The following is a 25,843-nucleotide window of genomic DNA, read 5'->3' on the forward strand; positions in this document are numbered from 1 at the left end:
ATCTCTCGGAAGAATGTCGGCCATAAATGTAATAAAAACTGACACTTCTTCCGGGTCACTGCGTCTTGTCGTGCTTCTGAGTTACCGAAAATCGCTTCGAGCAAGGAGAGGCTGTCGCAGGTCGCGAGGGCGATCAGCGCGGAGGCATCCGAAACCAGAATCATGTTGGGTTAAATTCAGCCAGTTCTTCCAGCAACTCATCGCGCGTGATGTCGATGACGGGTATCCGGTTTGGCGCAATCTTCCCCCTATCGCGCCATTTAAATGGCGCGTATTTTGACAAAACGCGCCAATAAGACTAGTCTTTTGGCACGATAAATCGATTATCGCGCCAAACAAAGCCTAATCATGCCAAAAAAGCTCCTCGAAAATTTAACCGAACGGATAGAGAGCGAGATTGCTCGGCACCCTGATGGTGTGGGCATCGACGATCTGCACGCTGCCCTTGTTGGCATCGTTAGCCGTCGTACCTTACAGCGGCGCTTAAGTGAGTTGGTTAGCCAGAAAAATATTGCCCCAATTGGCAAGGGGCCGCGCCTACGTTACCGCGCACCCGTCATCATCGAACTCCAAAGCCATATGCATGGCAGCGGGAAGGTGGAGGGGGGCTTGGATGGTTACCTCCCTGTTTCTCAGGCAGGCCAAGAAGTCCTTGACTACGTTCGCCAACCCATCCAGGGACGCAAGCCTGTAGGATATGATCGCGAATTGCTGGAATCGTATCACCCTAACGAAACACGCTACCTTGCGCAGGATATCCGCGATCACCTGCATAACATTGGTCGTTCTCCCGATGGCGCGCGACCAGCTGGTACCTATGCACGTGACATTTTGGGACGCCTGCTGATTGATCTGTCCTGGGCATCAAGCAAACTCGAAGGCAACACCTATACCCGACTCGACACGCAGAATCTGATCGAACTGGGTCAGTTGGCCGAAGGGAAGGATCGCCGGGAAGCGCAGATGATTATGAATCACAAGGCAGCGATCGAATTTCTGGTGGAACAGCCTGAGGACATTGGCTTCAATCCATTTACCTTTTTTAACCTGCATGCCCTCCTGTCGGAAAACCTGCTTGCAGACCCGAGCGAAAGCGGGCGGTTGCGCCAGCGCATCGTGGAGGTAAGCGGTACTGTATTTCATCCGCTGGGTATACCGCAGCAGGTCGACCATTATTTCCGCATGACCCTGGAAAAAGCTGCTGCAATCGAAGACCCTTTTGAGCAGGCCTTTTTCGTTATGGTTCATATTCCCTACCTGCAACCATTTGTGGACGTCAATAAACGGGTATCCAGGCTGGGTGCCAACATCCCGCTGATTCAACATAACCTCTGCCCACTCTCGTTTATCGATGTGCCAGAACGCGCCTACGTGGAGGGCACACTCGGCATCTATGAGCTCAAGCGCATGGACCTGCTGCGTGATGTATTCGTCTGGTCATACGAGCGTTCATGCCAGCGCTACATGGCCATCCGCGAAACCATCGCCGAACCGGATCCTGTTCGACAGCGCTACCGTGAGTCACTGGTATCGGTGGTTTCGGAGATCGTGCGCGCGCTTCAGGTGCCAACTCCGCAGACGGTACGCACCGTGGCGGGGAGCCTAGTACCGGCGGAAGTCCTCGATCGTGTGGTTGAACTAGCACTCGCCGATCTGCATGATCTGCATGATGGAAACATTACTCGCTACCGGCTCCGTTTATCCGAGTACCGAGCGTGGCAGCCGATGCAAGACTCGGCGGAATCACTCTAAGTGGAAGCAAATTGGAACCGAGTCGGTGTTGCGTGAGCGTTAGTCAGGCAAAGTGACCCTGCCCCGCATCACTCCGCAGCATTACTCACCAGCTGAATTAGTCGGATTCACATTGGCAAACCATACGCCACCATTTCTTCAAGGCCAGATTTTCTCTGGCCTTTTTAACGTCCCGCGCCGGGCCAGTGCTGGTGGGGTTTCGGGGCATAGGGCACACTGTTACGCGCAATTCCAAGATCCTTTGCTAATGTGCGCAGCGCACTGTCCGGTTGAACGGTATGCTGGCATCAGCGGGAATCGGAAATAACGCCGCTCAGCGTCTTGTCGTGCTTCTGTTGCAGTGCTTCCCAGCGCTGGAACGCCTGTTCCAACTGGTGGGTGAGTTCGCTCTGCCGCTGGCTGAGGCGCTTTATCTCGTCGGGCGCGTTACGGTAGAGGGCGCCATCGGCCAGTTTTTTGGCCAGTTCGGCTTCCTCGCTTTCCAGACGGGCGATGGTGTCCGGAAGGGCATCCAATTCCTTCTGCTCCTTGTAGGACAAGCGTTCGGCAGGGGCTTTACGCGGTTTGGGCGAAGAGGGTTGGTTCGTTCTGGCAGGTTCAACGGCGGAACTGGGGAGTTGCTCCTTATTTTGTTGTGTTTTTTTTCGCTGCGCCAGATAGCGGATCCAGTCGCTGTAGCCGCCGGCATTTTCCGTGACGACGCCCTGACCCTCCAGGACGATGACCTGGGTGACCACTGCGTCCAGAAAGGCGCGATCATGGCTGACCAGGAACAGGGTGCCGGGATATTCGATGAGCAGGGATTCCAGCAACTCCAGGGTTTCGATATCCAGATCGTTGGTGGGTTCGTCCAGGACCAGGACGTTGGAAGGCCGGGCAAACAGGCGCGCGAGGAGCAGGCGGTTGCGTTCCCCACCCGACAGGGAGGCCACTTTGGCCCGTGCCCGCTCAGGCGGAAACAAAAAATCGCCCAGATAACTGATGACATGTTTGCGGGTACCACCGATCTCGACGAAATCGGATCCCGGACTGATGGTTTCCACCAGGGTGGCCGAGGGGTCCAGCTGTTCGCGCCATTGGTCGAAGTAGGCTATGTTCAGGCGGGTGCCGCTGCGCACGGTTCCTTCATCGGGTGCGTGCAATCCCAGCAAGGTCCGCAGCAGGGTGGTTTTTCCTGCGCCGTTGGCCCCCATGATGCCGATCTTGTCGCCACGCTGGATGCGGGTGGAAAAGCCCTGCACGAGGATCTGGTTTTCGTGGCGCAGGGTGACCTCCTTCAATTCGGCGATCAGTTCCCCGGATCGATCACCGGAATCCAAGGCCAGACGGACCGACCCCATTTGATCCCGGCGCAGGGCACGTTCGCGACGCAGTTCCTCGAGGCGTCGTACCCGTCCCTCATTGCGGGTGCGGCGTGCCTGGACCCCCTTGCGAATCCATACTTCCTCCTGGCTGAGCAACTTGTCGAAACGACGCTGTTCGAGGGCTTCCGAGGCCAGTTGTTCGGCCTTGCGGCGCAGGTAGTCGGTAAAGGAGGTCCCGAAAGTCGATAATTTACCCCGATCCAGTTCCACCACACGAGTGACGACCTGATCCAGAAAATGCCGGTCATGGGTGATGAACAGTACGGCGCCGGGGAAATTTCTCAAGGCACCTTCCAATCGTTCGATGGCCGCCACATCCAGATGGTTGGTGGGTTCATCCAGGATCAGCAGGTCGGGTTCGCTGACCAGGGCGCGGGCCAGGGCGACACGTTTTTTCCAGCCCCCGGACAGTTGGCCGACCCGTCCCTCCGGTTCGAGTCCCATCTGGGACAGTTGCCGTTCCACCTGATACGAGGCCACGGGCAATCCGCATTCCGTCAGCCCCTGGGCCACCGCATCGAAGATCGACGACTCGGGGTCCAGTTCGGGTTCTTGCGGGACGTAGCCCATTCTGAGGCCAGGCTGGCGCCAGACCTTGCCCTCATCCGGTGCAAGAATCCCCAGCACGAGGCGCAGGAGGGTGGATTTTCCGCCGCCGTTGCGACCGATCAGTCCGATCCGTTCACCAGAATCGATCTGGAAATCGATGTGATCGAGCAGGGGATCCAGCCCGAAGGCCAGGGAGACAGCATCCAGGGTGATGAGAGGCATGGGCAGTAATCAAAAAATATTCAAAGATGGGCAATGACGCGCGCAGGGGAGGTATGGTACCGCAATGGCTGGGATTTTGTTGGAGTGTGGTATTCAATTCGTCGGGACTGAACGGGAATTACCATTCAATACGACTAGATTTGGTCTTGATCAAGCGGCATAAAAAACCCGAGAGATCACATCTCTCGGGCCTGGAGTACAGCCCAGGAGACGCGAGGCCTCCTGGATGTGACTGTTACTGCATGACGTGTACTTTCTTTTCTTCACGAACCGTGTAGTGGACTTCCACATGACGGTTCTGAGCACGACCTTCGGCGGTCTTGTTGGAAGCCACGGGGTTTTCCATGCCATAACCCTTGGTATGGATACGATCCGCCGCCACACCATGCTTGACCAGATAGGCCTTGACGGCATCGGCACGACGCTGGGACAACTTCACGTTGTAAGCCTTGGGTCCGACGCTGTCGGTATAACCGTCCACGTTGATATCGGCTTCAGGATATTGCTTGGAGAAGTCCACGACCTGTGTCAACTTTTCGTCGGCGGTCTTGTTCAACACGGCTGAATCGAACTTGAAGTTGGCCCCATCGAGGCTGACGGGTTTCTCTTCGGTGATGATGCGCCACCGTTCTTGCGGGGTCGGGGCAGGAGCCACCACGGGTTCGGGTGCGGGAGCAACCACGGGTGCCGGCGCTGCGGCAGCGACATGGCGGGGCGGCTTGGCCGCTCCGAAGTAGTAGTTTACACCCAAGGTATAGACATTGTTGTTCATGGTGTTGGAATTATTGGACACCGACATGGTGTTCCATTCGCCCGCCACACTCCAATGGGGAGCAAACAGATACTCGACTCCCAGTCCACCATTGGCCCCATTACCCGACAATCCAGAGGCAGAACCAGTTCCAACCAGGTGACCATAGCCCAATTTCGCGTAAGGCATCAACTTGTCGGTGACCGGGATCCCGAACTTCAGGCCCAGGCCGTAGTCGTGGCTACCATAACCCTGGTTGCCTGAGAAATAACCGGAGCGACCGGTTCCGTTGTAGCCATACCCGGCATCGATGCCCAGCACGGTGCGACCCAAGGCCCAACCATAACCGGCTTCGAGCCCAAGGGCTGTGCCGTAGTTTTGATTGTTGGGGATCCCGGGGGTTGCGCCGCCTGTCAAGGCGCGGGGATTACCCACGCCCATGTTGGAGTCGTTGACCCCGGCCTTGGCGCCCACATAGGCCCCGGTGAAGGGACCATGGTAGCGGGTCAGGAAATTATCTACATCACCCATGGCATCCTTGGCACCGTTTTCGACTGTGGTTCCGGCGGTTTCAACTCCGTTGACTACGGTGGTTCCAGCGGATTCCACGCCATTTACCACGGTGGTCCCTGCAGATTTGACATCACTTTCGGTGGTGGACAATACGCCGTCGGCAAAGGCCGAGGCAACGGGCAGGCCCATGAGGGCCAACACCAGCAATTTTTTTTCGAATTTCATAAAGTACTCTCCATAACTTGGTTGTTGTGACGCTAAGACTACCGCCAGCAGACCGTAGGTGATCGGCTTCTGGCTCATTGCCTCTTTACTGGGTGCCGCTGTCGGACAGCCCCAAACTTCGTCACAGTGTAAAGACTTTCCACCTGTGATGCCAGCCACATATGCCGATCGGTGCTTTTGAGTGGGGGGCTCTGTTGTATATTTACAACAATCAAAGGGGGTAAATATCCCTTTGATTTTTCGCCCCGGCATCCAATGCAGGATTCCTCTGTGCGGTGACAGAGGCGAGATGATGATAGAATGTGCAGGCGTGTCCCCGTAGTTAAATGGATATAACAGCCCCCTCCTGAACATCATTGGGCACCGGTCGTCGAAAGAGGTCGGTGAATGCATTCAAAGTCGGTGAACCCCCTGTGCCTGGCACGAGGCAATACCGAGCAAAGTTCCAGAGCGCTGGAAAATGTGTAGAGACTTGACGGATGCGGCCTGTCATCCCCGTGCGGGATTAGGGTCAAGGTAAAGTCCAGCCCACGAACGAAAGGATTTTCGGCGGCGAAAGCCGAAGTGGGATGAAGGGGCAGTTACAGGTTCGATTCCCGTCGGGGGCGCCACCGCACTTTTTACATTTCTGGTTTTTTCTGATGTGGCGGGAAAATTTTGAGTCATGGTTGCGTTTTTCTGCTGCTCGCTCTAGTATTGCAAATCGAAACTACAACCTTCTTTTTGTAAATGATTCCCCGTCGAGCTGCTCAAACCCTGAAAAGACTGGCCAAAGGCTTTCCGGTCATTGCTGTGACCGGACCGCGCCAATCGGGAAAAACCACCTTGGCCAAGACGGTTTTTTGTGACAAGACCTATGTTTCCCTGGAAAATCCGGATGAACTTGAGTTTGCCGAGAGTGATCCACGACGATTTTTACAGCGATTAGGTGACGGCGCCATTCTGGATGAGGTGCAACGCTGTCCCTCATTGCTGTCATGGTTACAGGGATTGGTGGATGAGCGGGGCCGCATGGGCAACTTCGTGTTGACAGGATCCGCTCAGTTCGAGTTGATGTCGGGTATGACTCAGTCGCTGGCAGGGCGAGTGGGACGGGTTGAATTGTTGCCCTTGTCTCGGAGTGAATTGGTCGATGTGGAAAAACTTTCTCTCTCGCTGGAAACGACTCTCTACTGCGGGGGGTATCCGGCTTTGTATGATCGTGATCTGGCACCAGAGGACTGGTTTGCCAACTATGTCTCCACCTATCTGGAACGGGATGTGCGTCAACTGATAGCGGTGCGTGACCTGACCCAGTTTCAGCGGTTTGTGAAGATGTGTGCAGCGCGTTCCGGTCAGATGCTCAATCTTGCCGCGTTGGGTGTCGACTGCGGCATTTCAGCGGTGACTGCCCGGCAGTGGCTTACGGTGCTTGAAGCCAGTTATTTGGTTATGCGTTTGCCACCCTATTACCGCAATTTTGGCAAACGCCTGGTCAAAACCCCCAAACTTTATTTTTTGGATGTCGGGCTTATGGCTTGGTTATTGGGTATTCGCCATGCTGCCGCGATTGAAACTCATGCCTCACGAGGCGCCCTGTTTGAAACTTTTGTGGTGAGCGAGTTGGTCAAACAACGGTTCAATGCAGGTCGTCCCCATGACTTGTATTTTTGGCGTGACAATATCGGTCATGAAGTAGATGTGCTCTATGAAACGCCTCAGGGCCTACAGGCCATTGAAATCAAATCGGGAAGTACATTTTCCTCCGATTGGCTGGTTTCCGTGCGCAAGTGGCAGCAATTCGTTGGAGAGGCGACATTGCCTCCTGTCATTGTGTATGGCGGTCACCAGAACTATGACCGTGAATCTTGTCGGGTAAGGGGGTGGAGTGAACAGGATTGGTAATGAAAAAGAGGTCAGAACCTTTACCAACCCCCCACATTCGTGTCAAAGCGACGAACTGCCTCAGCCAGTTTCTTCTACTATAGCGGCTTCCACCAGGGAATAGTCGATCATTTCCTGTTCCAGTCGGAGGTGATTACGGATCCGGTTATCCCTCAACTCGTCGTACAAAGCGCCTTCGGCTTCCGTGAGGTTTGGCAGGTCGTGAGCGACGGGATCGGGTTCTGAACCCCAGGAAGTTGGGTGTGCCATCAGGGTCGCCCGGTCCATGAGCAACGATCGGGTATGGGGAAAGTGACGGCGTAATTGGTCCAGAATGGCGAATCCGTGGGTATCGATGTCGCCCCAGTAATACAGGGAGCAGCGTTGCAACCATGTTGCCCGGGACAGTGCCTCCCAGCCGTAGCCGGCGCCGAAAATGACGATGGCTTCGGAAGTTTTGGGAAATGCCAGGAAATTCGTTTCGTTTTCGGTGATGAACACCCGGCGAAGCGGCAGGTCGAGGTGGGCGAAACTGTCGGCATCCAGGGTCAAATCGGGGCAAGGGGACCCCGAGATCGATCTGATCTGTGGGTCGAGCACACGCAGACGAATACGCGTGGGTTTGTCGAGAAAACCATAGCGGGAGGCAAATTGACGGATCCCGGTGTGCTCTGCGGCAATCGCCGAGGCTGGCAGGGCAAGATCGAACCATTCGGCCAGAATGCTGCGGTGGGCCTCGATGAATTTGCTATGGATCCCTGCAATATTCACTTGCCGAAGGTAGATGCCAGGGTGCGGATGCTGTTGCATCCAGACCACCACCTCGAGCAGTCGAGGCCACACTTCAACCAGACCGAGCGCCTGGAAGGGCCGTTTGGTCATCCATGCCAGAAGTGCTGGATGGGTCGGGCGAGTCAGGGCGGCGAGGTCTTCAAAGCGTGCGGCTTCGGCGAGCCGGCCGATCCAGCGGAGCGCGTCCTCACGGCGATCGACCCAGACCGACTGCGGGAGTCGCTGGGTGCCCTGAACCCGATGGTTGACCTCGCGCCACTCGATCCGAATATGGGGGAGGGCAGTCAGATCGGCGATCCAGACGCGTACGGCATCGAAACGCTCGGTGAGTTCTGAAGAAGAGGGAATGGTCAGGGCCAGTTTCAGCGGAAATCGGGACTCTTCGGTGATTCCCCAGCGCAGCAGGTCTCCCCGCACCCAGAGACGGACCACCTGCTGTTTCAAGGCATGGGCTGTGGTCCAACTCATGTTGGCAGCGTTTGGAGCCGATGGGCACGGTATTCTTCGATGGTCAGATTGCACAATTTCGACGCCTGTCCCCCCTCGTTGTGTACGAAGCCAACATGGGCGATAAAAGGCTCGATGGTATGAATTTTTTGGAGGGGGGTGACGATCAGGAGTTGCAGGTTCAGTTGTCTGAACAACTTCAATCCATATTGGGCAGATTCGTCCGATCCTCGGCCAAAGGCTTCGTCGATGACCACGAAACGGAAGGATCGGGACTTGACCTCGCCCCATTTCAGTCCGAATTGATACGCCAGACTGGCCGCGAGCACGGTATAGGCCAGTTTCTCCTTCTGCCCCCCGGATTTTCCCCCTGAGTCCGAGTAATGCTCGTATTCGATATTGTCGGCACGCCAGCGTTCGGAGGCGCCAAAGAGGAACCAGTTACGCACATCGGTGACTTTGGCTGTCCATTTTCGATCCTGGTCGGTGAGTCCATCGCGGCCCCGGAAGCGATCCACGATGGCTTTTACCTGAAGAAACTTGGCTTCGGAATATTGGGCATCCTCCGTACCGGTGAGGGTTCCTTCCGTACAGGCCCGCAACTCTCCCTGAAAATCCCGGATGTCTGCATCCGGGCTGGGTTGGGATTCCAGCACGATGTAGCGTCCGGAATTGTAATCGATCTGTGTCAGCGATTCGTTGATGCGTCCGATCCGTTCCTTGATCATTTCCCGATCACGGTTCTGCCGGGCATTGAAGTTGGCAATTTCGTTGATCGTGTTGGTGTTCAGCAGTTCCTTGAAGCGCGTTTCGAAGCGGGGAAGGTCGTCCCGATTCAACCGGTCGAGCAGATTCCGGTACTCAAAGGCCGCATCGAGATTGGCGTCAAAATCTGCGGTTTCCAGTTTGAACCACTCTTTGAATGCCATCATCGCCTGAATGATCTTGTCGCGCAATTCTGACAGTTTCCTGGTGGTCCCATCGATGCGTCCCTGTAACCAACCTCGGACCTGTTGCTCATGGTTATCACAGGACTCCACGGTGAGCAGAGGTTGGCCCAGGGCATCGACGCGCATGTTTTCCAGGCGGGCACTGAGCGCTGCATCGAGGGGTTGTTCGGTGATCTGGGCAGAGACCGCCTGTCTGTACAGTTCCGTGTCCGCGCGCTTTTGCTCGGTCTTGGAGCGTTTGTCACGGGCGATTTCCAGTTCTTGGCGGAACTCATCCAGTCTCAGGTTCGCCTCACGACATTGGTCGTTCAACTGCTTCAATCGATCGGATGACGATTCGAGTCGTTTGAATTCATCCTCGAGCCGAGCCACTTCTGTGGCTTTGGTCATCCAGTCCAGTTCGTCGAAATCGGTGAATTCTTCCAGTCTCGATAGTGCGGCGAGGCTCGCCTGTACCCCCTTGCGTGCGCCCTGTACCTTTCCGATCAGGTGCCCCAGTTCGCCCAATTGCCGTTCGAGGCGACTGGATTTCTCCTCCAGAGCCGCGATTTTTGCGCTGTTGGTCCAGCCCAGCACATAGCGGCTACGGTCTTCGATCCGGTAGCGATCATCTTTCTCATGGCGCCCCGTGGGATCCTTGATCTGTCCGGCTTGGGTCATGGCGCGGGTTTCGCGGCGGAACTGTTCCGGTGTGATGCAGCACGCCACATCGAAGCGGTGGGTCAACTCACGTTCCAGCCAGTCATAGAACGGAGAGTCCGGCTTGATCGAGAGTTTTCTGATCAGAGAATCCCGGTGCGGTGTGGTGAAATCAAGGGGTTTTTTCTGGGGACGTACATGGAAAAAGACCAGACGACCGCGCAACTGGTTGGTGTCCACCCACTCTGCCACCGCCGGATAGCATGCATCGGGTACCAGTAGAGACAGCCCGAAACTGCGCAGGAAACGTTCGGCTGCGCCCTCCCAGGCGCGTTCTTCTTCGCGCACTTGAATCAGTTCGCCGACGAAGGGCATGTCCTCTTCCGGAATTCCCAATGCCGAACAGAGCATCTTGCGAATTTGTACCTGGGCATTTTCGATATTGCTGCGGCGATGTTTCAGGCTGGAAATTTCTTCGCCGAGGGCCTGGTGCGCCTCCCGACCTTTGCGGAAGGCGAAATCGTGTTCCCGTTCCTGATTTTCCAGGTCGGCGGACTGTTCCGCCACCGTTTCGGCGTACACGGACAGGCGGGTGCGCTGTTCCACAAAGCCATCTCCGTCGGAGGCGGGTAGTTCTCCCACCGCGGCAATCAGTTCTCCATAGCGAAGAGCTTTCTGGTGGCAACGATCCCTTTCTTCACCACTGCGCTTGATCTCGGACGCCAGTCTTTCCAGATGATCCCCGCCATTGACGGCAATTACTCGCCTGATTTCGTCGATGACAGCCCGTTGTTGCTCCTGCCGGTCGTCGAGCCGTTTGACCTGTGCATCGAGTTTTTCCCATTCTCCCCTGAGATTGATCAGGCGTTTGTCGAGCAAGGCGAGTTTCAGGCCGGAAAAATAGGTGTGCAGTCCTTCGCGGGCTTTTCTCCATTCCTCGACCTCACTGGTCAGATCTGCATGCCGTTGGCAGTCTGTCACCATGGGGGCGAGCAGTTCCACCTGTCGTTTGGCCTTGAGAACGGCTTCGTGGGCCCGGTTCAAGTCATCGAAATGGGTGATCAGTGCCTGAATGTAGGGCGCCACCTCAAAGGGCTCCAACATGTGGCTGCGGACGAAGTCCGTCAGGTTACCGACCGATTTCATCGATACCGTCTGATGGAACAGTTCCAGCGCCTGCTCGTTGTTGATGCCAAAGCGGCGTCGGAACCAGGACCCGTAAGGAGGAAAACTGTCCATGATTTCCGCGCCCAGATGGCGCAACTTTTTTCTCAATGCGGAAATTTCGGTGCCAAAATGAGCGAAGTCGGTGGTGATGGTCAGATCCCGTTCCGCCCCCAGGTAGAAGCGCGCTGGTTGTCCTGTGGCATCCTTCATCCAGAAGACTTGGGCCAGGGTCACGGTTTGGTCATAGCCGGCATTGTGGAACACACCGAGAATCACTGAATAACTTTTGTAATCGCGTAGGGATACCGGTCGGGCGGTGCCCGTGATCTCATTGCGCTCCGATTTGTAGTGGCCCAGTATGTAGGAACGCAGGGAACGCTCTTTGGTATCGGCGCCTGCCGCCTTGTTATAGGTGATGCGCTGGGCGGGAATCAGCAGGGTGGTGATGGCATCCACCAAGGTGGATTTTCCGGAGCCGATATCTCCGGTCAACAGTCCGTTCTTGCCCTCGAGGCTGAGCGTCCATACCCGGCCATCGAAGGTGCCCCAATTGAATACCTCCAGCCGTTTCAGGCGAAAACCCGACAGGGCATCGTTGGCGACGAAGTCAAAACTCTGGGATAGGGTTTCATTCATCGCCGGCATCTCTGGCGGGGTCGATATTGTCTGTGAATTGTGCCTGATAGGCGGTCAGACGGTCATTGAAGTCGGCCAGCCACTGGGCATCGACAAACGCCTTCAGGATGCGTTTCACCTCGTAACTTGTCGGGCCCGTGGTGGTGCCAGTGCTGACCTTCAGGCGCCTCAGGAATCCCAGATCGACAATTTTGTTGATGTGGGCTTCAATTTGATCGACCAGTTTTACCTCGTTGCTCGCCGTGGGAAGAAATACCCGCACCAATTCGAGGATGTCATCGCGGGTCAGCACCAACCGTGTATCGCCTCCTCCGGCATCCGACTCCGCCAGTTTCTTGCGCAGCAGGGCCAACAGCAGACTGACTGGAAAGGAGAGGGGGCGTCGTGCCACCAACCGGGGAAGTTTTGGGTTTCCATCGTCATCTTCCGGTTCAGGTCGGCCTTTCAGGAAGGCATAGCCCTCGGCTTCGTCGAGCACCAAAGTCAAAGCCAGAACCGCCACATAATCCCTGACCCTGGCCTGGAGAGAGAGCAGAGCCCCCCACAGGCGTTCATCGCCATCGCGGTAGATCACGCCCTTGAGCAGACTGATGACCAGCACCGACAAATCGGGTGGGTCAGCCTGGTCGGGAGAATTAGTCAGTGCAAGGGTGTCGTCCATCGTTATCTCACGAAAATCATCCGGGGCAGGGTTGCCGTCCGGTGTACGGCGCCCCCATCCTCCGCAGTCGCTTCCCAGCCAATGAGGTCCCGCGTGGACTCATCCACCACGGTGGTGAAGGATTGGCTGCCCAATTGTATATAGGCCACCAATTCTGCCAGCCCTTGTTCGAGCGGATATGCTTTGGTCAACTCGGCAAGAGTGATTTGGGCCCGCTCTTGAAAGGCCTGGTTGATGTTCCAGACCAGTTGGACGGTATTCACCACTACCTGATTGTAGAGCGCCGCCATATCTCCCTCCTCGATGCCTGCGTGTAACTCGATCTCGGCGATCAGCGGTTTCAGCGTGGGGGTGAACAAGGGGCGCTCCATGGGTAATTCCACGGCGGCGGTCGGGGCGGCGAGAGTCATGACGTCCCTGGTTGGGGGATTCTCGCGGAGCACCAGCGCCCGGGCTTCGATATCATGAAGGATATCCATGATACGGCGGTTTTCCAGCCAGGCTTGGTCGTCCAGAAAACGTCGGAGTTGCTGGGAAAGTTGTGCCACCGTCCGTTGGGTATGTTCGCTGGCTTCCAGCCAGTCATAGTGTACTCGCCGCATGCGGGCATCCGGTTTGAGATCGGCGACGGGGGGCAGAGAGAGCACGGTCGACAGCAACTCGGTCAATTCTTCCTGCCGTCGGCTGGACATCAGAAAATCCCAGAAGGCCCGGAAACTCTTGCCTTGATCGGAGTCGGCGATGGCATCCCGTTCGCCCATGATTTCTTCCAGTAGGGCGCCTTTGGAGCCTTCCCAGAGGGCGATGCGCTCGCGTACCCGGCGGTCGAGCATGCGGAAGTTATGCTCGACTTCGCGAAAGTCGGTCAGCAGTTCCCGCGCCAACTGCATGAATTGCTGAAACCGATCCTTCAGTGCCGTATCGTCCAGCACGGGCACATCCCCCGACAATACGCGTGCAATCTCGGCATCGATTTCCTCGCGGCGCTTGTGCAATTCAGTGATGCGCTTGGCCGGATCGATTTCGGAACCCGCACTCATTTGCCGGAGCAGTTCGAACAGAGTCATCAAACGCGATTCAGTGCCGACGAAACTACGTTCGGTGAGTGTCCCCAGCCAGGCAATGGCCTTTTCGGTAGCCGATGTCAGATCAAATTGCGGTTCATCGGTTCCCTGACGGTAATATTTGCGCAGCCAACCTTTCTCGGTGCTGGCCCAGTCGTTCAGATAATCCATCCCGTTTTTGGGGAAGGCGGTATCACCGAATCGCTGGCGCAATCCGTAGAGTTCATCCTCCAGCATCTCGGCCAGATCAGCGGCATTCATTCCCCGAACATTGGACGACACGAACACCCGATGTAAAAAACTGGCCACCAGTGGGGCATGATCCGAGCGCAGCAATTTCCATGCCGGATGGTGGTTGCGCAAGGTATCCAAAGTAGCATAGTCGAGGGCCATGGTATTCTCTAATTCCGCGACATCCAAACCAGGCTCTTGGTCGATTGCGGTGCGTGCGTGTTCGATGCCAGACTGGCGAGCGTGTCGAGCGCATGATGACACCCGTTGGGGAAGTGGTCAACACTCGCCGGGAAAAACGGGAAGACATCGAAACACCACGTAAGAGAAACACCACGTAAGAGGAGATATGGTAGCATTGGGCCCATCATGCCGGAAACCATCGAGCAACAACCGGGTAGCCCCTTCACCAGCGAAGAGGCGATCGTCCTGAAAGCACTTGCCAGAACACCGGAAAAGAAGTGGTGGGGGGATTATCGGTTCCTCATCGCGTTGTTCGCGTTTCTGTTGTCCCTCTTCACATCGCTCATCTCTGCGTATGTAAGCCACCTGCGTGATGTCCATGACCAGCAGTCGCGATTTACGGTTGCGCTCGGAGCCCTGCAGGACCTGAATCTGAAGCGGGTTGAGTTGCTCAAGCAGTACAGGAACACGGTTTATGAGGGCCAGGTGTCCGAATTGATCACCACCCAGGTGAATGATGCCCTGCACACTGCTGCAGAACTGGGCTTGCAACTCGGAACCAATGCGTCAACGACCGACCTCGTGGGCCTCGCCACGAGACTGTACGACACCGGTGAATCTGCGACTGCGGAGAAACTGCTCAAGTTCGCGCTGGGTGCTGCCAAAAATGCCAACGATGAATCGCTCGCGCTGCGCGCACTCGGCTTCTATACGATACGGATGGGCAGAGGGAGCACGGCATTGAAGACTGGCGAGGGTTACTTTGAACGGGCCCTCGATCTCGACCAGAAATATGACTTGGCCGATCATCCCCACCTTGTTGCATGGATTCGTTCGAGTGCCCAGATCGGGTGGGCAGGTGCATTGGCGCCGACCGATTGTGCCGCAGCGCAGAAGCACTTTGGCAAAGGCGTAAAGATTCTGGCCGGCGCGCCAAAAAGTATCAACTTTGACCGTGCGCGGGCGGGTGCGAAGCAGCAATGGATTACCGGGATCGGCGGCGTACCAGGTTGCCGTCCTGACGCGGGTACTTCACCTTTGCCGTAGAAAAGGCAACCGACCTCAGCATATTCGCGGCAACGGATCGTCTTCCAGTTCTTCCAGCATTCGATGACCCCCCAGTTCGGTTTCCAGCACCGCATGCGCCTGTCCCTCGCAGAGGTTGCCGATGATCGCGGCATCGCAACCCTGCGGTAGCGCCTGCCAGCGCGTCAGCGCATCTCTGGCCTGGGCGGCTTCCACCACCGCCACCACGCGTCCCTCGCAGGCCAAGTACATCGCATCGTAGCCCAGCATCTCGCACACTGCCGTGACTTGCTCACGCACCGGGATGGCGGGTTGATTCAATCGCACCTGCAATTTCGTCGAACGGCAGATTTCGTGGATCACCGTGGCCAGTCCGCCGCGCGTCGGATCGCGCATGAAGCGCAGGCCGTTCAACCCAAGCAGCGCCTGCGTCAGCGGCAGCACGTTCGCCGCATCCGATCGCAGTTCGCCCTGCAAGCCGAACTGCTCGCGCGCCAGCATCACTGCGATGCCGTGGTCGCCCACCGGGCCGCTCACCAGCACTGCATCGCCTGGACGGATACGCTCGGGGCCGAGTTGCAGATGTCTGGGACGCACGCCGATGCCGGTGGTGGAGAGATACAGGCCGCCGCCTTCGCCGCGCCTCACCACCTTTGTGTCACCTGCCACCACGGCGACGTTCGACGCGCGCGCAGCCTCAGCCAGGCTGATGACGATGCGTTCGAGTTGCGCAATCTCGAAGCCTTCCTCAATGAATGTGCCGAGCGTAAGGTAATGGGGCACGGCGCCCGTTACTGCAAGGTCGTTCACCGTGCCATACACCGCGAGCGAACCTATCGTTCCGCCAGGAAATTCCAGCGGCTGTACCGTGAAGCCATCGGTGGTTACCATCAGGTCGCCCTCCATTTCGGGCAGTGCTACAGCGTCCGTATCCACATTGAGCAACGGGTTGGCGAGGTGGCGCACAAATAACTTCTCGATCAATTCGCGCATGTAATGCCCGCCATTTCCGTGTGCGAGGCTGATGTACCCATCATTCATTTCAACGTCTCATATTTTTTTGGGTATCTGGAACTTGTGAATCCAGAAAAACAAGATCAACGCCGTCCAACGACTCTGCCGCCACAATGCAGCGGTCGGATGGGACAGTTATGCGGGCGGACGGGAAGGCATAGGGTTGGCAGGTTCCTTCGGCATAAATTCGGCTCGTATGGCAGAGATGAAAATTTCGGACTGCTCCACCATCTCACGGGCATCTTCTGGTTCGACCGAATCCCCGTTATAGTCAGCGATCAGCCGGATTTCGTGTGCCCGATTCAAGAGGCGTCCCACCTCTTTTGATACCGGGCCGTTTTTGACCAGATATTTACCGAAGGCTCCGATCAAGCCACTATGGGTTCGGCCAACATCCGGTTCGACCGGCGCACCAGATACTAACAAAGCGGCGCGGGCGGCGTCGAACATGGCGTAATAGGCTCGATTCGCCGCACCATCCACATCGCCGAGATCAAGCAACGCACGGGCAGACGAACATGCTGTGCTCGCTTTTACCATCCATGCTTCAGGCGTCAATTGCCGATTGCTCACAGTCGAACCCCTTCCCGGTCAATATTGCGTAGCAAAGCAGGGTTCGAGTAACTTTCAGGATGCTCCCACTCATCAAGCCATACCGGGAGAGGCGAAATGAGTATGCCGGTTTCAAGCAGGACATCAAACGCAATATCCGCCATATCCAGTTTGGCTGTCAGGAATCGCTGGTGTTCACCACGCAATAGCACGGCCACATCCACATCGCTGTCCGGACGGTGCGTTCCACGCGCGCGGCTGCCATAGACGATAACCCCCGCCGTGTCGTAGCGGTTGGCGATCAAGCCAAGAAACCTGTGAACAACTTCCTCGGTGTCATGGTCAATGCGATTCATAACCGCCTCACAATGCAATCCATCTTTTTGCAAAATTCACAAGATCGTCCTGGCCTGCCAGAAACATGCTTCACCCACACCCCCCGAATTTACTACACAAATCCAAAACGCGGAAGTCAATCACAGATTCCGGATACCCATTTTTGATGCTGTTTCGATCAACTGACCGAGTGCCAGACTGCCGTCGTTGCATGAAGCCCGCTGTGGCAGATATGCCTCGAATCCGGCAGCATTCAGTTGTCGTATCGCCAGTTCGGCCAGCAGTTTGTTCTGGAACACGCCACCGGTCAACCCCACGGCCTCGAATGCCCTGCGGGTGTGGATGCGTTCTGCCTGCGCGACAATGGAATGCGCCAAACTCAGGTGGAACTGCATCGCGCGGTGTGCCACCGGCACCTCGTCGCGAAGCAGCGCATGCAGCAGCGATGTCCAGTCGGCGACGAGCAAACCCTGCCCGTCTTCATGAAGTGGCAAGTCCAGGGATTCAATTGCCCCCACGGTCTGATCAAGGGTTGCAGCGGCTTCCAGCCGCATCGGCCCCTGTCCCTCATGAGTTGCCGTGTCGATCAGTCCAAGCAGGCAGGATGCGGCATCAAACAAGCGGCCCACCGCGGTAGTGAGCGGCGCATTCACGCCATGCTGCCACGCGCTTTTCAGCAGTAACGTATCGCGTCTTTCCGACGGCCAGTCGAGTCCGCTCTCCCAACAGAGTGCGGCAGCCGAGCGCCACGGTTCGCGTCCGGCGCGTTCACCACCGGGCAGGCGGAACGGCTTGAAACTGACAACGCGTTGCCACGCGCCTGGTTTGCCGTGCAGCGCTTCGCCCCCCCACAGAGTACCGTCCTCGCCAAGTCCCACGCCATCCCAGGTGAAGGTCAGCCAGGTTTTATCCAGCCCGCCCTCAAATGACAGCGCCGAGGCATGAGAGTGGTGATGCTGGACGCGCCGCAGCGGCAAGTCCTGTTTCGTCGCCCAGCGGCTGCTTGCGTAGCCGGGGTGCGCGTCGCAGACGATGGCCTGGGCCACGACGCCGTATAGTTTCTGCAGGTCTTCGACCACCTGAGCGAAGATTTCCTGGCTGCGCGGCGTGTCGAGATCGCCGATGTGCGGCGATAGTACTGCGCGGTTATTCCAGCCCAGTGCGATGGAATTTTTCATGTGGCCACCGACGGCCAGGAGCGGTTGCGGTAAGGTGTAGGGCAGATCGAATTCCAGCGGTGCGATGCCGCGCCCGGCACGCAACAGGCGCGGTTTGTTCGCGACCACGCGTACGACGCTGTCGTCCGCCGGGCGCGCGATCGGACGGTTGTGGTGCAAAAAGACCTGTGCTACCTTGCCCAACCGCGCCTCGGCTTCGGCGTTATCGGTCAGCACCGGTTCGCCACTGAGATTGCCGGAAGTGGCGACCAGCGGCGATCCGAAATTTTCCAGCAGGAGATGATGCAACGGGCTGTAGGGCAGCATTGCGCCGATTTCGCGCAAACCCGGCGCAATGACATCCGGCAAGGTTGAGTCCGCGTGCCGTGGAATCAGCACGATGGGGCGTGCGGCATGACACAGCGCGGTTTCAGTCGCCGGGTCGAGCAGCAACTCCTCGCGTACGCACTGCAAACCATCTTTCCCCAGCCACGGGAACATCACGGCCAGGGGCTTGTGCGGCCTGTGTTTGCTGGCGCGCAGTCGCGCGATGGCGGTGGGATTCAGCGCATCACACATCAGGTGATAACCGCCTATGCCTTTCACCGCGACGGTTTCACCGCGACGCAAGGATTCGATGCACGCCTGCAATGCCGTATTGCCTTCGCTGCGTTCAGGCGCCGCGATGAAACTCAGTTGCGGTCCGCACGTCGGGCAGGCCAGTGGCTGAGCGTGGAAACGACGGTCATGGGGGTCTTCGTATTCCGCACGGCAACGCGGACATAACGGGAAATCCGCCATCGTTGTGTGTGCTCTGTCGTAAGGCATGGCGGTGATCAGCGTATAGCGCGGTCCGCATTGCGTGCAGTTGATGAACGGATAGCGGTAACGCCTGTCGTCTGGATCCCGCATCTCGCGTCGGCAATCATCGCAAAGGGAATAATCCGGCGGTATGTGTATGTCGGGTTGCGAAGCGATGGCGCTGGCCAGGATTTCAAAACCGCGCAAATCGCGAACCGGGATGAGTTGACAGGAAATGACGTGCGGTCGAGCCAATGGGGGGGCGCCTGAAATCAGGGCGGCAGCGAAGGCGTCCAGTGTGGCGGGTTCACCCTGCGCTTCCACCAGGACTTCGCCGGTGAGATTCTGCACCACGCCCGTCAATTTGAACTGTAGCGCCAGATTGAATACGAAGGCGCGATAGCCCACACCTTGCACCCGACCGCCCATCAACCAGCGGCGGGCTTCACGGGAGACGGGTCGGGAAGAAAGAGGCTGGTCGACAGTGTTCATGCAGGTTTCAGGGTGGAAAATCGCTCAAAAAGTGCTTGGGACGACAGAACCATACAGCATGGGGCACACCAAGTCCCATTGTACCCCCAGACACAACGATTGGTGCGAACAGCAGGAACACGGGTTTTGCACGGCAGACCGGGGCAAGGAGTTGCCAATTTTTTCCTATGGGTTCAACATGAACTGCCATGAGAGAGACTTGCCATGCATGAAATATCGATCGCAGAGAGCATACTGCAGATCATCGAGGATACGGCCCGGGCTGAGGGGTACGCAAGGGTCAAGGTGGTGTGGCTGGAGATCGGCCAGTTGGCTGGCGTGGAGACAGAGTCGCTGCGCTTCTGCTTCGACGTGGTGGCGCGCGACAGTATTGCCCGGGACGCGCGCCTGGAAATCATCGAGACCGCCGGACTTGGCTGGTGCATGGAGTGCGCCTGCAACAGGGTGGTGACCTCCCGTTATGAACCTTGCCCGGATTGCGGCAGTTTCCGGATGGAAGTGACGGGCGGCGACGAGATGAGGGTCAGGGAACTGGAGGTGGAGTGATGTGTACGACATGCGGATGCGGAAAGGGTCAGACACTCGTCGGAGGCCGCAGGCCGGGGGGTGGCCATGCTTTCGCCCGACAGCACAAACCCGGCAAGGAACTGCGCTATCGAGCACCGGAGCGCGCCCCCGCTCTTTTCCCTGACACCCTCGATTTCGGGGCCGGACCGGCAGGTACGCATGCCCCCGGCATGAGCCAGGCACGCATGGTGAAAATCGAGCGCGACATCCTCGCCAAGAACAACGATTATGCCGATGAGAACCGTCGCTACTTTTCATCCCGAGGAATCTTTGCGCTCAATCTGGTGTCCAGTCCGGGATCTGGGAAAACCACGCTGCTGGTCAAAACCATCACTGCCTTGAATGGAATGCAGCCCCTTGCCGTCATCGAGGGCGACCAGCAGACCGACAACGATGCCGCGCGCATTCGTGCCACTGGCGCACCGGCGCTGCAGATCAATACCGGCAAGGGTTGTCATCTGGATGCGCACATGGTGGGGCAGGCCATGGGACGGCTGGCCCTGAAAAACGACAGTCTGTTGCTGATCGAGAACGTCGGGAATCTGGTTTGCCCGGCGGGTTTTGATCTGGGCGAAGCGCATAAGGTGGTGATGTTCTCGGTGACGGAGGGCGAGGATAAACCGCTCAAATATCCCGACATGTTTCGCGCCTCCGACCTGATGCTGCTCAGCAAGTGCGACCTGTTGCCCCACCTTGATTTCGACTCCGACCTGGCCATGGTCAATGCGCGTCGCGTGAATCCGGACATTCAGGTAATCCGGGTTTCCGCAACCAGTGGTGAGGGCTTGGGCGAGTGGCTGGAATGGATCAAGGCCGGTTGCCGCTTGTATTCAATTGCGCGCATTCACCCCTGACGGGGGCGAGAGTGCCCCGTCGACCGCCAGATCCGGCAGGCGCCTTCCTCCGACACCATGCATGGCCCCACCGGTGTGCGCGGGGTGCAGGCAGTGCCAAAAAGTTTGCATTCATTCGGGTAGATCTTTCCCAGTACCACCCGCGCACAATCGCAACCTGGCGGCATTTCGCCGACACGCTTGTGCCTTCCCGTTTCAAACGCGCCAAATTTTTTGCGCGCATCGTGGCGCTCGAAGCGCGTTGCGAGTGCAAAGCCAGACGCCGGAATGATCCCAATGCCGCGCCAGTTCGCATCGCTGACCTGTAGCGCCTGTTTGAGTTGTGCCCGTGCTGTTGCGTTTCCGCCGGGACGCACCACCTCGGGATAACAGTTGTCCAGAAAGAATTTTTTTTCGATCAGTTGGCGCAATACTGAATACATCGCCGCCAGCAGCGATACGGGGGTGAATCCGGCGATCGCCGTGGGAATGGCCTGTTGCTCCACGACGAAGGCCCATTCCTCCGGCCCCATCACCGTAGCGACATGGCCGGGCGCGACCAGCGCGTCGAAACCGTGCTTTCCCGAGTCGAGCAGCATCGCGACCGCAGGCCAGGTAAGGCGGCACGACAGCAACAAAAACAGATTGTCAGGAATGCCTTCGATCAGCATGGCTGCCACCGGTGCGGTGGTGGTTTCGAAACCGGCGACAAAGAATACCACTGGCCACTGCGGATTTTCTCTGGCGATTTTCACCGCCTCCTGCGGGCTGGACACCGGCCTTATGTCGGCACCAGCGGCCTTGGCCTGCTCCAGTGAGCGCGGCTCGGATTTTGGCCCATTCACCGGCACGCGCAGCATGTCGCCGAATGCAACCAGAATCACGCCTGCGCGCAATGCCAGTTGAATGGCGTGGGATACATCCTCTTCAGGGCACACGCACACCGGACAGCCGGGGCCGGGGATCAGTTCGACATTCTGCGGCAAAGCGCCGCGCAGGCCCGCCATCGTGATCGAACGCTCGTGGCCACCGCACACATTCATGATGCGCACCCGGCCGGTCAGCGGCAAGGCGCGGATATTTTCCAGCCAGTCCCTTGCGCTCAAAATGATGGTCAGACCTCAAGCACGTGCTGGTCCGGGTCACAGGCCGACACTTCATCAAGCAACTCCCAGGTCGAACGCGCTTCCTGCTCGGTCATTTTCTGTAATGCGTAACCCACATGCACCATCACGAAATCATTCACAACGATTGGTTCATCCTGTAGCATGAACAGGCTGACCTCGCGCATCACCCCCCTGGCGGTGCAGCGCGCGTTGTAGCCGTCGATTGCGACGATTTGCATGGGAATACCCAGACACATGGCCATTGAGGGATCATGAAGGTTTCTCAGTATAGTCCCGAGTGGAGAATCTGTTTGATTTTATGGTTGGATAAATCGGTTGGTTGAAGTTCCCGGATAAAAGTAATAGGCTGACTCCAGCCAGGCGACGCAATGTGCAGGGGGTAAGTCGGGGATCCTCGGGATTGCAGACGTCGGGAAGGCATTCGAAACAATGTCCGCGCACATCACGCCGGAGGGAGCGCCATGAACGAAACGACACCCCTGTTGTCACCCCGCTTTGCCGCGATTCTTGCCCAGGCAAGCAGCCATCCTCCCCTGCGGGTGGCGGTGGCGAATGCGCAGGAAGCCCATGTATTGGCCGGGGTGGTGGAAGCCAGCGATCACGGTTTGATCGAGCCGGTACTGCTGGGACCGCGGGCACAGATCGAAATCGTGTGCCGACAACTGGGGTGTCCCAGCGATCGTTTTCCCATCGTCCATATGGCGTCGGCTCTGGAAGCGGCCGAGGCGGGCGTGCAACGGGTGCTGGAGGGCAAGGCAGAAGCCCTGGTGAAAGGCTGGATCCACACCGACGAACTGATGAGGCCAGTATTGCGTCAGTTGCGCACGGCGCGGCGCATCAGTCATGTCTTCGTGGCAGACTTAGCCAGTTACCACAAACTGCTGTTTATCACCGATGCCGCCATCAACATCGCGCCGGATCTTGCCACCAAGGCGGAGATTCTGCAAAACGCCATCGATCTGGCACGCATCCTGGGTGTGGACAGGCCAAAAGTCGCGGCGTTGTCGGCGATCGAACTGGTCAAGCCGAGCATTCCGTCTACTCTGGACGCCGCCTGCCTCAGCAAGATGGCCCAGCGCGGCCAGATCACCCATGCCGAGGTGGACGGCCCGCTGGCTTTCGACAACGCCATTTCGCACGATGCCAGCATGGTCAAGCAGATCAACAGTACCGTGGCGGGCGAGGCGGACATCCTGCTGGCGCCAGATCTGGATGCCGGCAATATTCTTGCCAAGAATCTGGAATACCTTGCCGGGGCAACCCTGGCAGGTATTGTCATCGGCGCCAGAGTACCGTTGATGCTTACCTCTCGTTCTGATCCCCCCGCTGCCCGTCTGATCTCCTCCGCCATTGCCGTGTTGTTGCATCAGCATTGGGACGGTGAAGGCGTATCGGTCACGGGCATACCTGATACGGGAGATGAATCATGACTGCCGACGAACGCCTCACATCGTCTGTCAAACATATTCCTATTGCATAAGGGGCATGACATGAACAAGATCTCGCACATCCGCTGGTTCAACGAGATTGGCCTCGACGATGTACCTCTGGTCGGCGGAAAGAATGCCTCGCTGGGGGAAATGTACCGAAACCTGACGGCCGAGGGTGTACGCGTCCCCAACGGATTTGCAGTGACCGCCGAGGCCTATGCCTATGTGCTGAAATACAACAACGCATGGCGGTTGCTGCATGCGGCTCTCGACGGGCTCGATCCTGACGACGTCAGAGATTTACAGGCTCGTGGAGAAAAAGCCCGGGCGATTGTCTACGGCTGTCAGATTCCTGATGATTTAAAGGCGGCCATTTTACAGGGCTATGCCCAGCTCAAACGCGAGTATGGGGACAAGATCTCCCTTGCGGTACGTTCTTCTGCCACTGCCGAGGATTCGCCGGAGGCCTCCTTTGCAGGACAGAATGACACCTATCTCAACATCGCCAGTGACGCTGCGCTGCTTGACGCCTATAAACGCTGTCTGGCGTCCAACTTTACCGACCGTTCCATCCATTACAAATACGACAATGGGTTTGACTACTACAAGGTCCACCTCTCTGTGGTGGTCATGAAAATGGTGCGCAGTGACATCGGCGCCAGTGGCGTGATGTTTTCACTGGACACGGAAACGGGATTCAGGGATGTGGTCTTCATCAATGCCGCTCTGGGGCTTGGTGAAAATGTCGTCCAGGGAACGATCGACCCGGATAGTTTTTATGCGCATAAACCCGGCTTCATCAAGGGATACCGCGCCGTTCTGAAACGCCGCCTGGGCAGCAAGGAAAAGAAGATGATTTTTACCGATATCCTCAATACCGGCAATATCGCGGTGGAATACACCAGGAATATCGATACCAGCAGCGAAGAAAGGAATCGCTATTGCATCACCGATTCGGATATCATGGTGCTGACCGACTATGCCATCAAGGTTGAAGACCACTATTCCAGGAAAGCCGGTCAATACAAGCCCATGGACATGGAGTGGGCCAAAGACGGACTGGATGGGCTGTTGTATCTGGTGCAGGCGCGACCAGAAACGGTGTCCTCACAAAAGAAAGGCACCATCCTGGAGATTTACCATCTCAGGGAAAGGTCGACTGTCCTTCTCCGGGGCAGGGCTGTCGGCACCAAGATTGGTGCCGGGAAGGCGCGTGTCATCCATGACGTCAAACACCTGAGTGATTTTCAACCGGGAGAAGTGCTGGTTGCCGATACCACGACACCGGATTGGGAACCTGTGATGAAGACTGCCGCTGCGATCGTAACGAACCGGGGGGGCCGTACCTGCCATGCCGCCATTGTGTCACGCGAACTGGGTATTCCCGCCATCGTGGGAACCGAAAGCACGACGGAGGTAATCCGGAACGGACAGGAGATCACCATCAGTTGCGCCGAAGGCGAAACCGGGAATGTCTATGACGGCCTGCTGGGTTTTGACGTTCAGCAGACGGATCTCAGCCAGTTGGGACACCCCAGGACCAGGATCATGATGAATTTGGGTAATCCGGACCAGGCCTTCAGTCTGGCTTCGTTGCCTGTGGATGGTATCGGACTGGCGCGTATGGAATTCATTATCAATGAATACATCAAAGTTCATCCAATGGCGATCAAGTGTCCTGAAAAGGTGGATGCCGCGACGCGCGAGAAGATCGCCGCGCTGAGCGCCGCTTTTGAAAATCCGGTGGATTTCTTCGTCAAGACACTGGCCGAAGGCGTCGCCACGATTGCTGCGGCAGTGTACCCCAAACCCTGCGTGGTGCGTATGAGCGACTTCAAGAGCAATGAATACGCCACCCTGCTGGGCGGAACATTTTTTGAGCCGGAGGAGGGGAACCCGATGATCGGTTTTCGCGGTGCTTCCCGTTATACACATCCCGCTTACGCCGCAGGATTTGCGCTGGAGTGCGCGGCGATGAAACGGGTGCGTGATGAGATGGGACTGACCAACGTCAAGTTGATGATTCCTTTTTGCCGTCGCGTGCAGGAGGGTGAAAAGGTCCTGGAAGCGATGGCTGCGCATGGCCTCAGGCGCGGTGATAACGGACTGGAGGTCTACGTCATGTGCGAGATCCCCAACAACGTCATCCTGATCGATGCCTTCGCAAAACTGTTCGACGGTTTCTCCATCGGCTCTAATGATCTGACCCAGTTGACCCTGGGGGTAGACCGCGATTCCGAGATCGTGGCCTTCGATTTTGATGAGCGCGATCCCGGCGTGAAGGAGATGATCCGCCTGGCGGTGGAAGGAGCAAAGCGTAACGGCCGCTATTCCGGTTTGTGCGGGCAGGCACCGTCGGATTATCCCGAGATGGCCGAATATCTGGTGGAACTGGGCATCGACTCCATGAGCCTCAATCCGGATACGGTACTCACCACCACCCGGCTTGTACTGGAGGTGGAACAGCGCCTGTCACGCAATCCCGGATAGCGGAACCGG

19 protein-coding genes are annotated in these 25,843 nt (G+C 57.3%); 7 read left to right on the forward strand and 12 right to left on the reverse strand.

Annotated elements, in window-relative coordinates; translation table 11 throughout:
• Nucleotides 1-348 precede the first annotated feature (348 nt).
• Entirely contained in the window at nucleotides 349-1,752 is a 1,404-nt protein-coding gene (locus tag M6F29_RS04610) for a Fic family protein (RefSeq protein ID WP_298157723.1), read from the forward strand.
• 287 nt (nucleotides 1,753-2,039) lie between these two features.
• Here M6F29_RS04610 and M6F29_RS04615 read toward each other — a convergent pair whose 3' ends face one another.
• The gene (locus tag M6F29_RS04615) at nucleotides 2,040-3,887 is read right to left on the reverse strand and encodes an ATP-binding cassette domain-containing protein (protein ID WP_298157724.1); all 1,848 of its coding nucleotides are present in this window, start codon (nucleotides 3,885-3,887) and stop codon (nucleotides 2,040-2,042) included.
• Between the two features lie 235 nt (nucleotides 3,888-4,122).
• The gene (locus M6F29_RS04620) at nucleotides 4,123-5,376 is read right to left on the reverse strand and encodes an OmpA family protein (RefSeq protein ID WP_298157725.1); all 1,254 of its coding nucleotides are present in this window, start codon (nucleotides 5,374-5,376) and stop codon (nucleotides 4,123-4,125) included.
• Nucleotides 5,377-6,105: 729 nt separating this feature from the next.
• Between M6F29_RS04620 and M6F29_RS04625 the strand changes: the two genes are divergently transcribed.
• Nucleotides 6,106-7,260, forward strand: coding sequence for an ATP-binding protein (locus tag M6F29_RS04625; protein ID WP_298157726.1), 1,155 nt, complete (start codon nucleotides 6,106-6,108; stop codon nucleotides 7,258-7,260).
• A 60-nt stretch (nucleotides 7,261-7,320) separates the two neighbouring features.
• Here the strand turns inward: M6F29_RS04625 and M6F29_RS04630 are convergent, their stop codons facing one another.
• From M6F29_RS04630 to M6F29_RS04645, 4 genes are read right to left on the reverse strand one after another with little or no spacing between them, the layout of a single operon-like run.
• Nucleotides 7,321-8,499, reverse strand: coding sequence for a Wadjet anti-phage system protein JetD domain-containing protein (locus M6F29_RS04630; RefSeq protein ID WP_298157727.1), 1,179 nt, complete (start codon nucleotides 8,497-8,499; stop codon nucleotides 7,321-7,323).
• Nucleotides 8,496-11,870 (reverse strand): ATP-binding protein, encoded by a 3,375-nt coding sequence (locus M6F29_RS04635; RefSeq protein WP_298157728.1) that lies wholly within the window; start codon nucleotides 11,868-11,870, stop codon nucleotides 8,496-8,498. The genes M6F29_RS04630 and M6F29_RS04635 overlap by 4 nt, the downstream gene beginning before the upstream one ends.
• Nucleotides 11,863-12,531, reverse strand: coding sequence for a DUF4194 domain-containing protein (locus M6F29_RS04640; RefSeq protein ID WP_298157729.1), 669 nt, complete (start codon nucleotides 12,529-12,531; stop codon nucleotides 11,863-11,865). Before M6F29_RS04640 ends, M6F29_RS04635 begins: the two co-directional genes overlap by 8 nt.
• A 2-nt stretch (nucleotides 12,532-12,533) precedes the next feature.
• Entirely contained in the window at nucleotides 12,534-13,988 is a 1,455-nt protein-coding gene (locus M6F29_RS04645; protein ID WP_298157730.1) for a DUF3375 domain-containing protein, read from the reverse strand.
• A gap of 207 nt (nucleotides 13,989-14,195) precedes the next feature.
• Between M6F29_RS04645 and M6F29_RS04650 the strand changes: the two genes are divergently transcribed.
• Nucleotides 14,196-15,056: a hypothetical protein gene (locus M6F29_RS04650; RefSeq protein ID WP_298157731.1), complete on the forward strand. Its 861-nt coding sequence runs from the start codon at nucleotides 14,196-14,198 to the stop codon at nucleotides 15,054-15,056.
• 15 nt (nucleotides 15,057-15,071) lie between these two features.
• On the opposite strand, the gene hypE is transcribed toward M6F29_RS04650, so the two are convergent.
• The 4 genes from hypE to hypF all read right to left on the reverse strand — a co-directional run bounded on the left by hypE (nucleotide 15,072) and on the right by hypF (nucleotide 19,387).
• Nucleotides 15,072-16,076, reverse strand: coding sequence for a hydrogenase expression/formation protein HypE (hypE, locus tag M6F29_RS04655; RefSeq protein WP_298157732.1), 1,005 nt, complete (start codon nucleotides 16,074-16,076; stop codon nucleotides 15,072-15,074).
• Nucleotides 16,077-16,184: 108 nt separating this feature from the next.
• Nucleotides 16,185-16,622: a HEPN domain-containing protein gene (locus tag M6F29_RS04660; RefSeq protein ID WP_298157733.1), complete on the reverse strand. Its 438-nt coding sequence runs from the start codon at nucleotides 16,620-16,622 to the stop codon at nucleotides 16,185-16,187.
• On the reverse strand, nucleotides 16,619-16,957 hold the full coding sequence (locus tag M6F29_RS04665; RefSeq protein WP_298157734.1) for a nucleotidyltransferase domain-containing protein: 339 nt from the start codon (nucleotides 16,955-16,957) through the stop codon (nucleotides 16,619-16,621). Before M6F29_RS04665 ends, M6F29_RS04660 begins: the two co-directional genes overlap by 4 nt.
• Nucleotides 16,958-17,077: 120 nt before the next feature.
• Nucleotides 17,078-19,387: a carbamoyltransferase HypF gene (hypF, locus tag M6F29_RS04670; protein WP_298157735.1), complete on the reverse strand. Its 2,310-nt coding sequence runs from the start codon at nucleotides 19,385-19,387 to the stop codon at nucleotides 17,078-17,080.
• Between the two features lie 204 nt (nucleotides 19,388-19,591).
• Here hypF and hypA point away from each other — a divergent pair, with 204 nt between their 5' ends.
• Nucleotides 19,592-19,933, forward strand: coding sequence for a hydrogenase maturation nickel metallochaperone HypA (gene hypA / locus M6F29_RS04675; protein ID WP_298157736.1), 342 nt, complete (start codon nucleotides 19,592-19,594; stop codon nucleotides 19,931-19,933).
• Nucleotides 19,933-20,808 carry a hydrogenase nickel incorporation protein HypB gene (gene hypB, locus M6F29_RS04680; RefSeq protein WP_298157753.1) on the forward strand — a complete coding sequence of 292 codons (876 nt, stop codon included), beginning with the start codon at nucleotides 19,933-19,935 and terminating at the stop codon, nucleotides 20,806-20,808. The genes hypA and hypB overlap by 1 nt, the downstream gene beginning before the upstream one ends.
• On the opposite strand, the gene hypD is transcribed toward hypB, so the two are convergent.
• Both hypD and M6F29_RS04690 read right to left on the reverse strand, forming a co-directional pair.
• The gene (hypD, locus tag M6F29_RS04685; protein WP_524537704.1) at nucleotides 20,799-21,896 is read right to left on the reverse strand and encodes a hydrogenase formation protein HypD; all 1,098 of its coding nucleotides are present in this window, start codon (nucleotides 21,894-21,896) and stop codon (nucleotides 20,799-20,801) included. The genes hypB and hypD overlap by 10 nt on opposite strands.
• Before the next feature lie 5 nt (nucleotides 21,897-21,901).
• The gene (locus M6F29_RS04690) at nucleotides 21,902-22,150 is read right to left on the reverse strand and encodes a HypC/HybG/HupF family hydrogenase formation chaperone (RefSeq protein WP_297456892.1); all 249 of its coding nucleotides are present in this window, start codon (nucleotides 22,148-22,150) and stop codon (nucleotides 21,902-21,904) included.
• 225 nt (nucleotides 22,151-22,375) lie between these two features.
• On the opposite strand from M6F29_RS04690, the gene M6F29_RS04695 reads away from it, so the two are divergent.
• Together M6F29_RS04695 and ppsA are read left to right on the forward strand one after the other, a co-directional pair.
• Nucleotides 22,376-23,344: a bifunctional enoyl-CoA hydratase/phosphate acetyltransferase gene (locus M6F29_RS04695; protein ID WP_298157738.1), complete on the forward strand. Its 969-nt coding sequence runs from the start codon at nucleotides 22,376-22,378 to the stop codon at nucleotides 23,342-23,344.
• Nucleotides 23,345-23,404: 60 nt separating this feature from the next.
• Nucleotides 23,405-25,834, forward strand: a complete 2,430-nt coding sequence (ppsA, locus tag M6F29_RS04700; RefSeq protein ID WP_298157739.1) for a phosphoenolpyruvate synthase — start codon at nucleotides 23,405-23,407, stop codon at nucleotides 25,832-25,834.
• Nucleotides 25,835-25,843: the final 9 nt, after the last annotated feature.

It is taken from the genome of Ferrovum sp., from assembly GCF_027317285.1.
In the GTDB taxonomy this organism is placed as follows: Bacteria; Pseudomonadota; Gammaproteobacteria; order Burkholderiales; family Ferrovaceae; genus Ferrovum.

Coding starts and splice junctions, on each gene's coding strand:
- M6F29_RS04610 (WP_298157723.1), top strand. CDS start 349: ATGCCAAAAAAGCTCCTCGAAAATTTAACCGAACGGATAGAGAGCGAG.
- M6F29_RS04615 (WP_298157724.1), bottom strand. CDS start 3,887: ATGCCTCTCATCACCCTGGATGCTGTCTCCCTGGCCTTCGGGCTGGAT.
- M6F29_RS04620 (WP_298157725.1), bottom strand. CDS start 5,376: ATGAAATTCGAAAAAAAATTGCTGGTGTTGGCCCTCATGGGCCTGCCC.
- M6F29_RS04625 (WP_298157726.1), top strand. CDS start 6,106: ATGATTCCCCGTCGAGCTGCTCAAACCCTGAAAAGACTGGCCAAAGGC.
- M6F29_RS04630 (WP_298157727.1), bottom strand. CDS start 8,499: ATGAGTTGGACCACAGCCCATGCCTTGAAACAGCAGGTGGTCCGTCTC.
- M6F29_RS04635 (WP_298157728.1), bottom strand. CDS start 11,870: ATGAATGAAACCCTATCCCAGAGTTTTGACTTCGTCGCCAACGATGCC.
- M6F29_RS04640 (WP_298157729.1), bottom strand. CDS start 12,531: ATGGACGACACCCTTGCACTGACTAATTCTCCCGACCAGGCTGACCCA.
- M6F29_RS04645 (WP_298157730.1), bottom strand. CDS start 13,988: ATGGCCCTCGACTATGCTACTTTGGATACCTTGCGCAACCACCATCCG.
- M6F29_RS04650 (WP_298157731.1), top strand. CDS start 14,196: ATGCCGGAAACCATCGAGCAACAACCGGGTAGCCCCTTCACCAGCGAA.
- hypE (WP_298157732.1), bottom strand. CDS start 16,076: ATGAATGATGGGTACATCAGCCTCGCACACGGAAATGGCGGGCATTAC.
- M6F29_RS04665 (WP_298157734.1), bottom strand. CDS start 16,957: ATGAATCGCATTGACCATGACACCGAGGAAGTTGTTCACAGGTTTCTT.
- hypF (WP_298157735.1), bottom strand. CDS start 19,387: ATGAACACTGTCGACCAGCCTCTTTCTTCCCGACCCGTCTCCCGTGAA.
- hypA (WP_298157736.1), top strand. CDS start 19,592: ATGCATGAAATATCGATCGCAGAGAGCATACTGCAGATCATCGAGGAT.
- hypB (WP_298157753.1), top strand. CDS start 19,933: ATGTGTACGACATGCGGATGCGGAAAGGGTCAGACACTCGTCGGAGGC.
- M6F29_RS04690 (WP_297456892.1), bottom strand. CDS start 22,150: ATGTGTCTGGGTATTCCCATGCAAATCGTCGCAATCGACGGCTACAAC.
- M6F29_RS04695 (WP_298157738.1), top strand. CDS start 22,376: ATGAACGAAACGACACCCCTGTTGTCACCCCGCTTTGCCGCGATTCTT.
- ppsA (WP_298157739.1), top strand. CDS start 23,405: ATGAACAAGATCTCGCACATCCGCTGGTTCAACGAGATTGGCCTCGAC.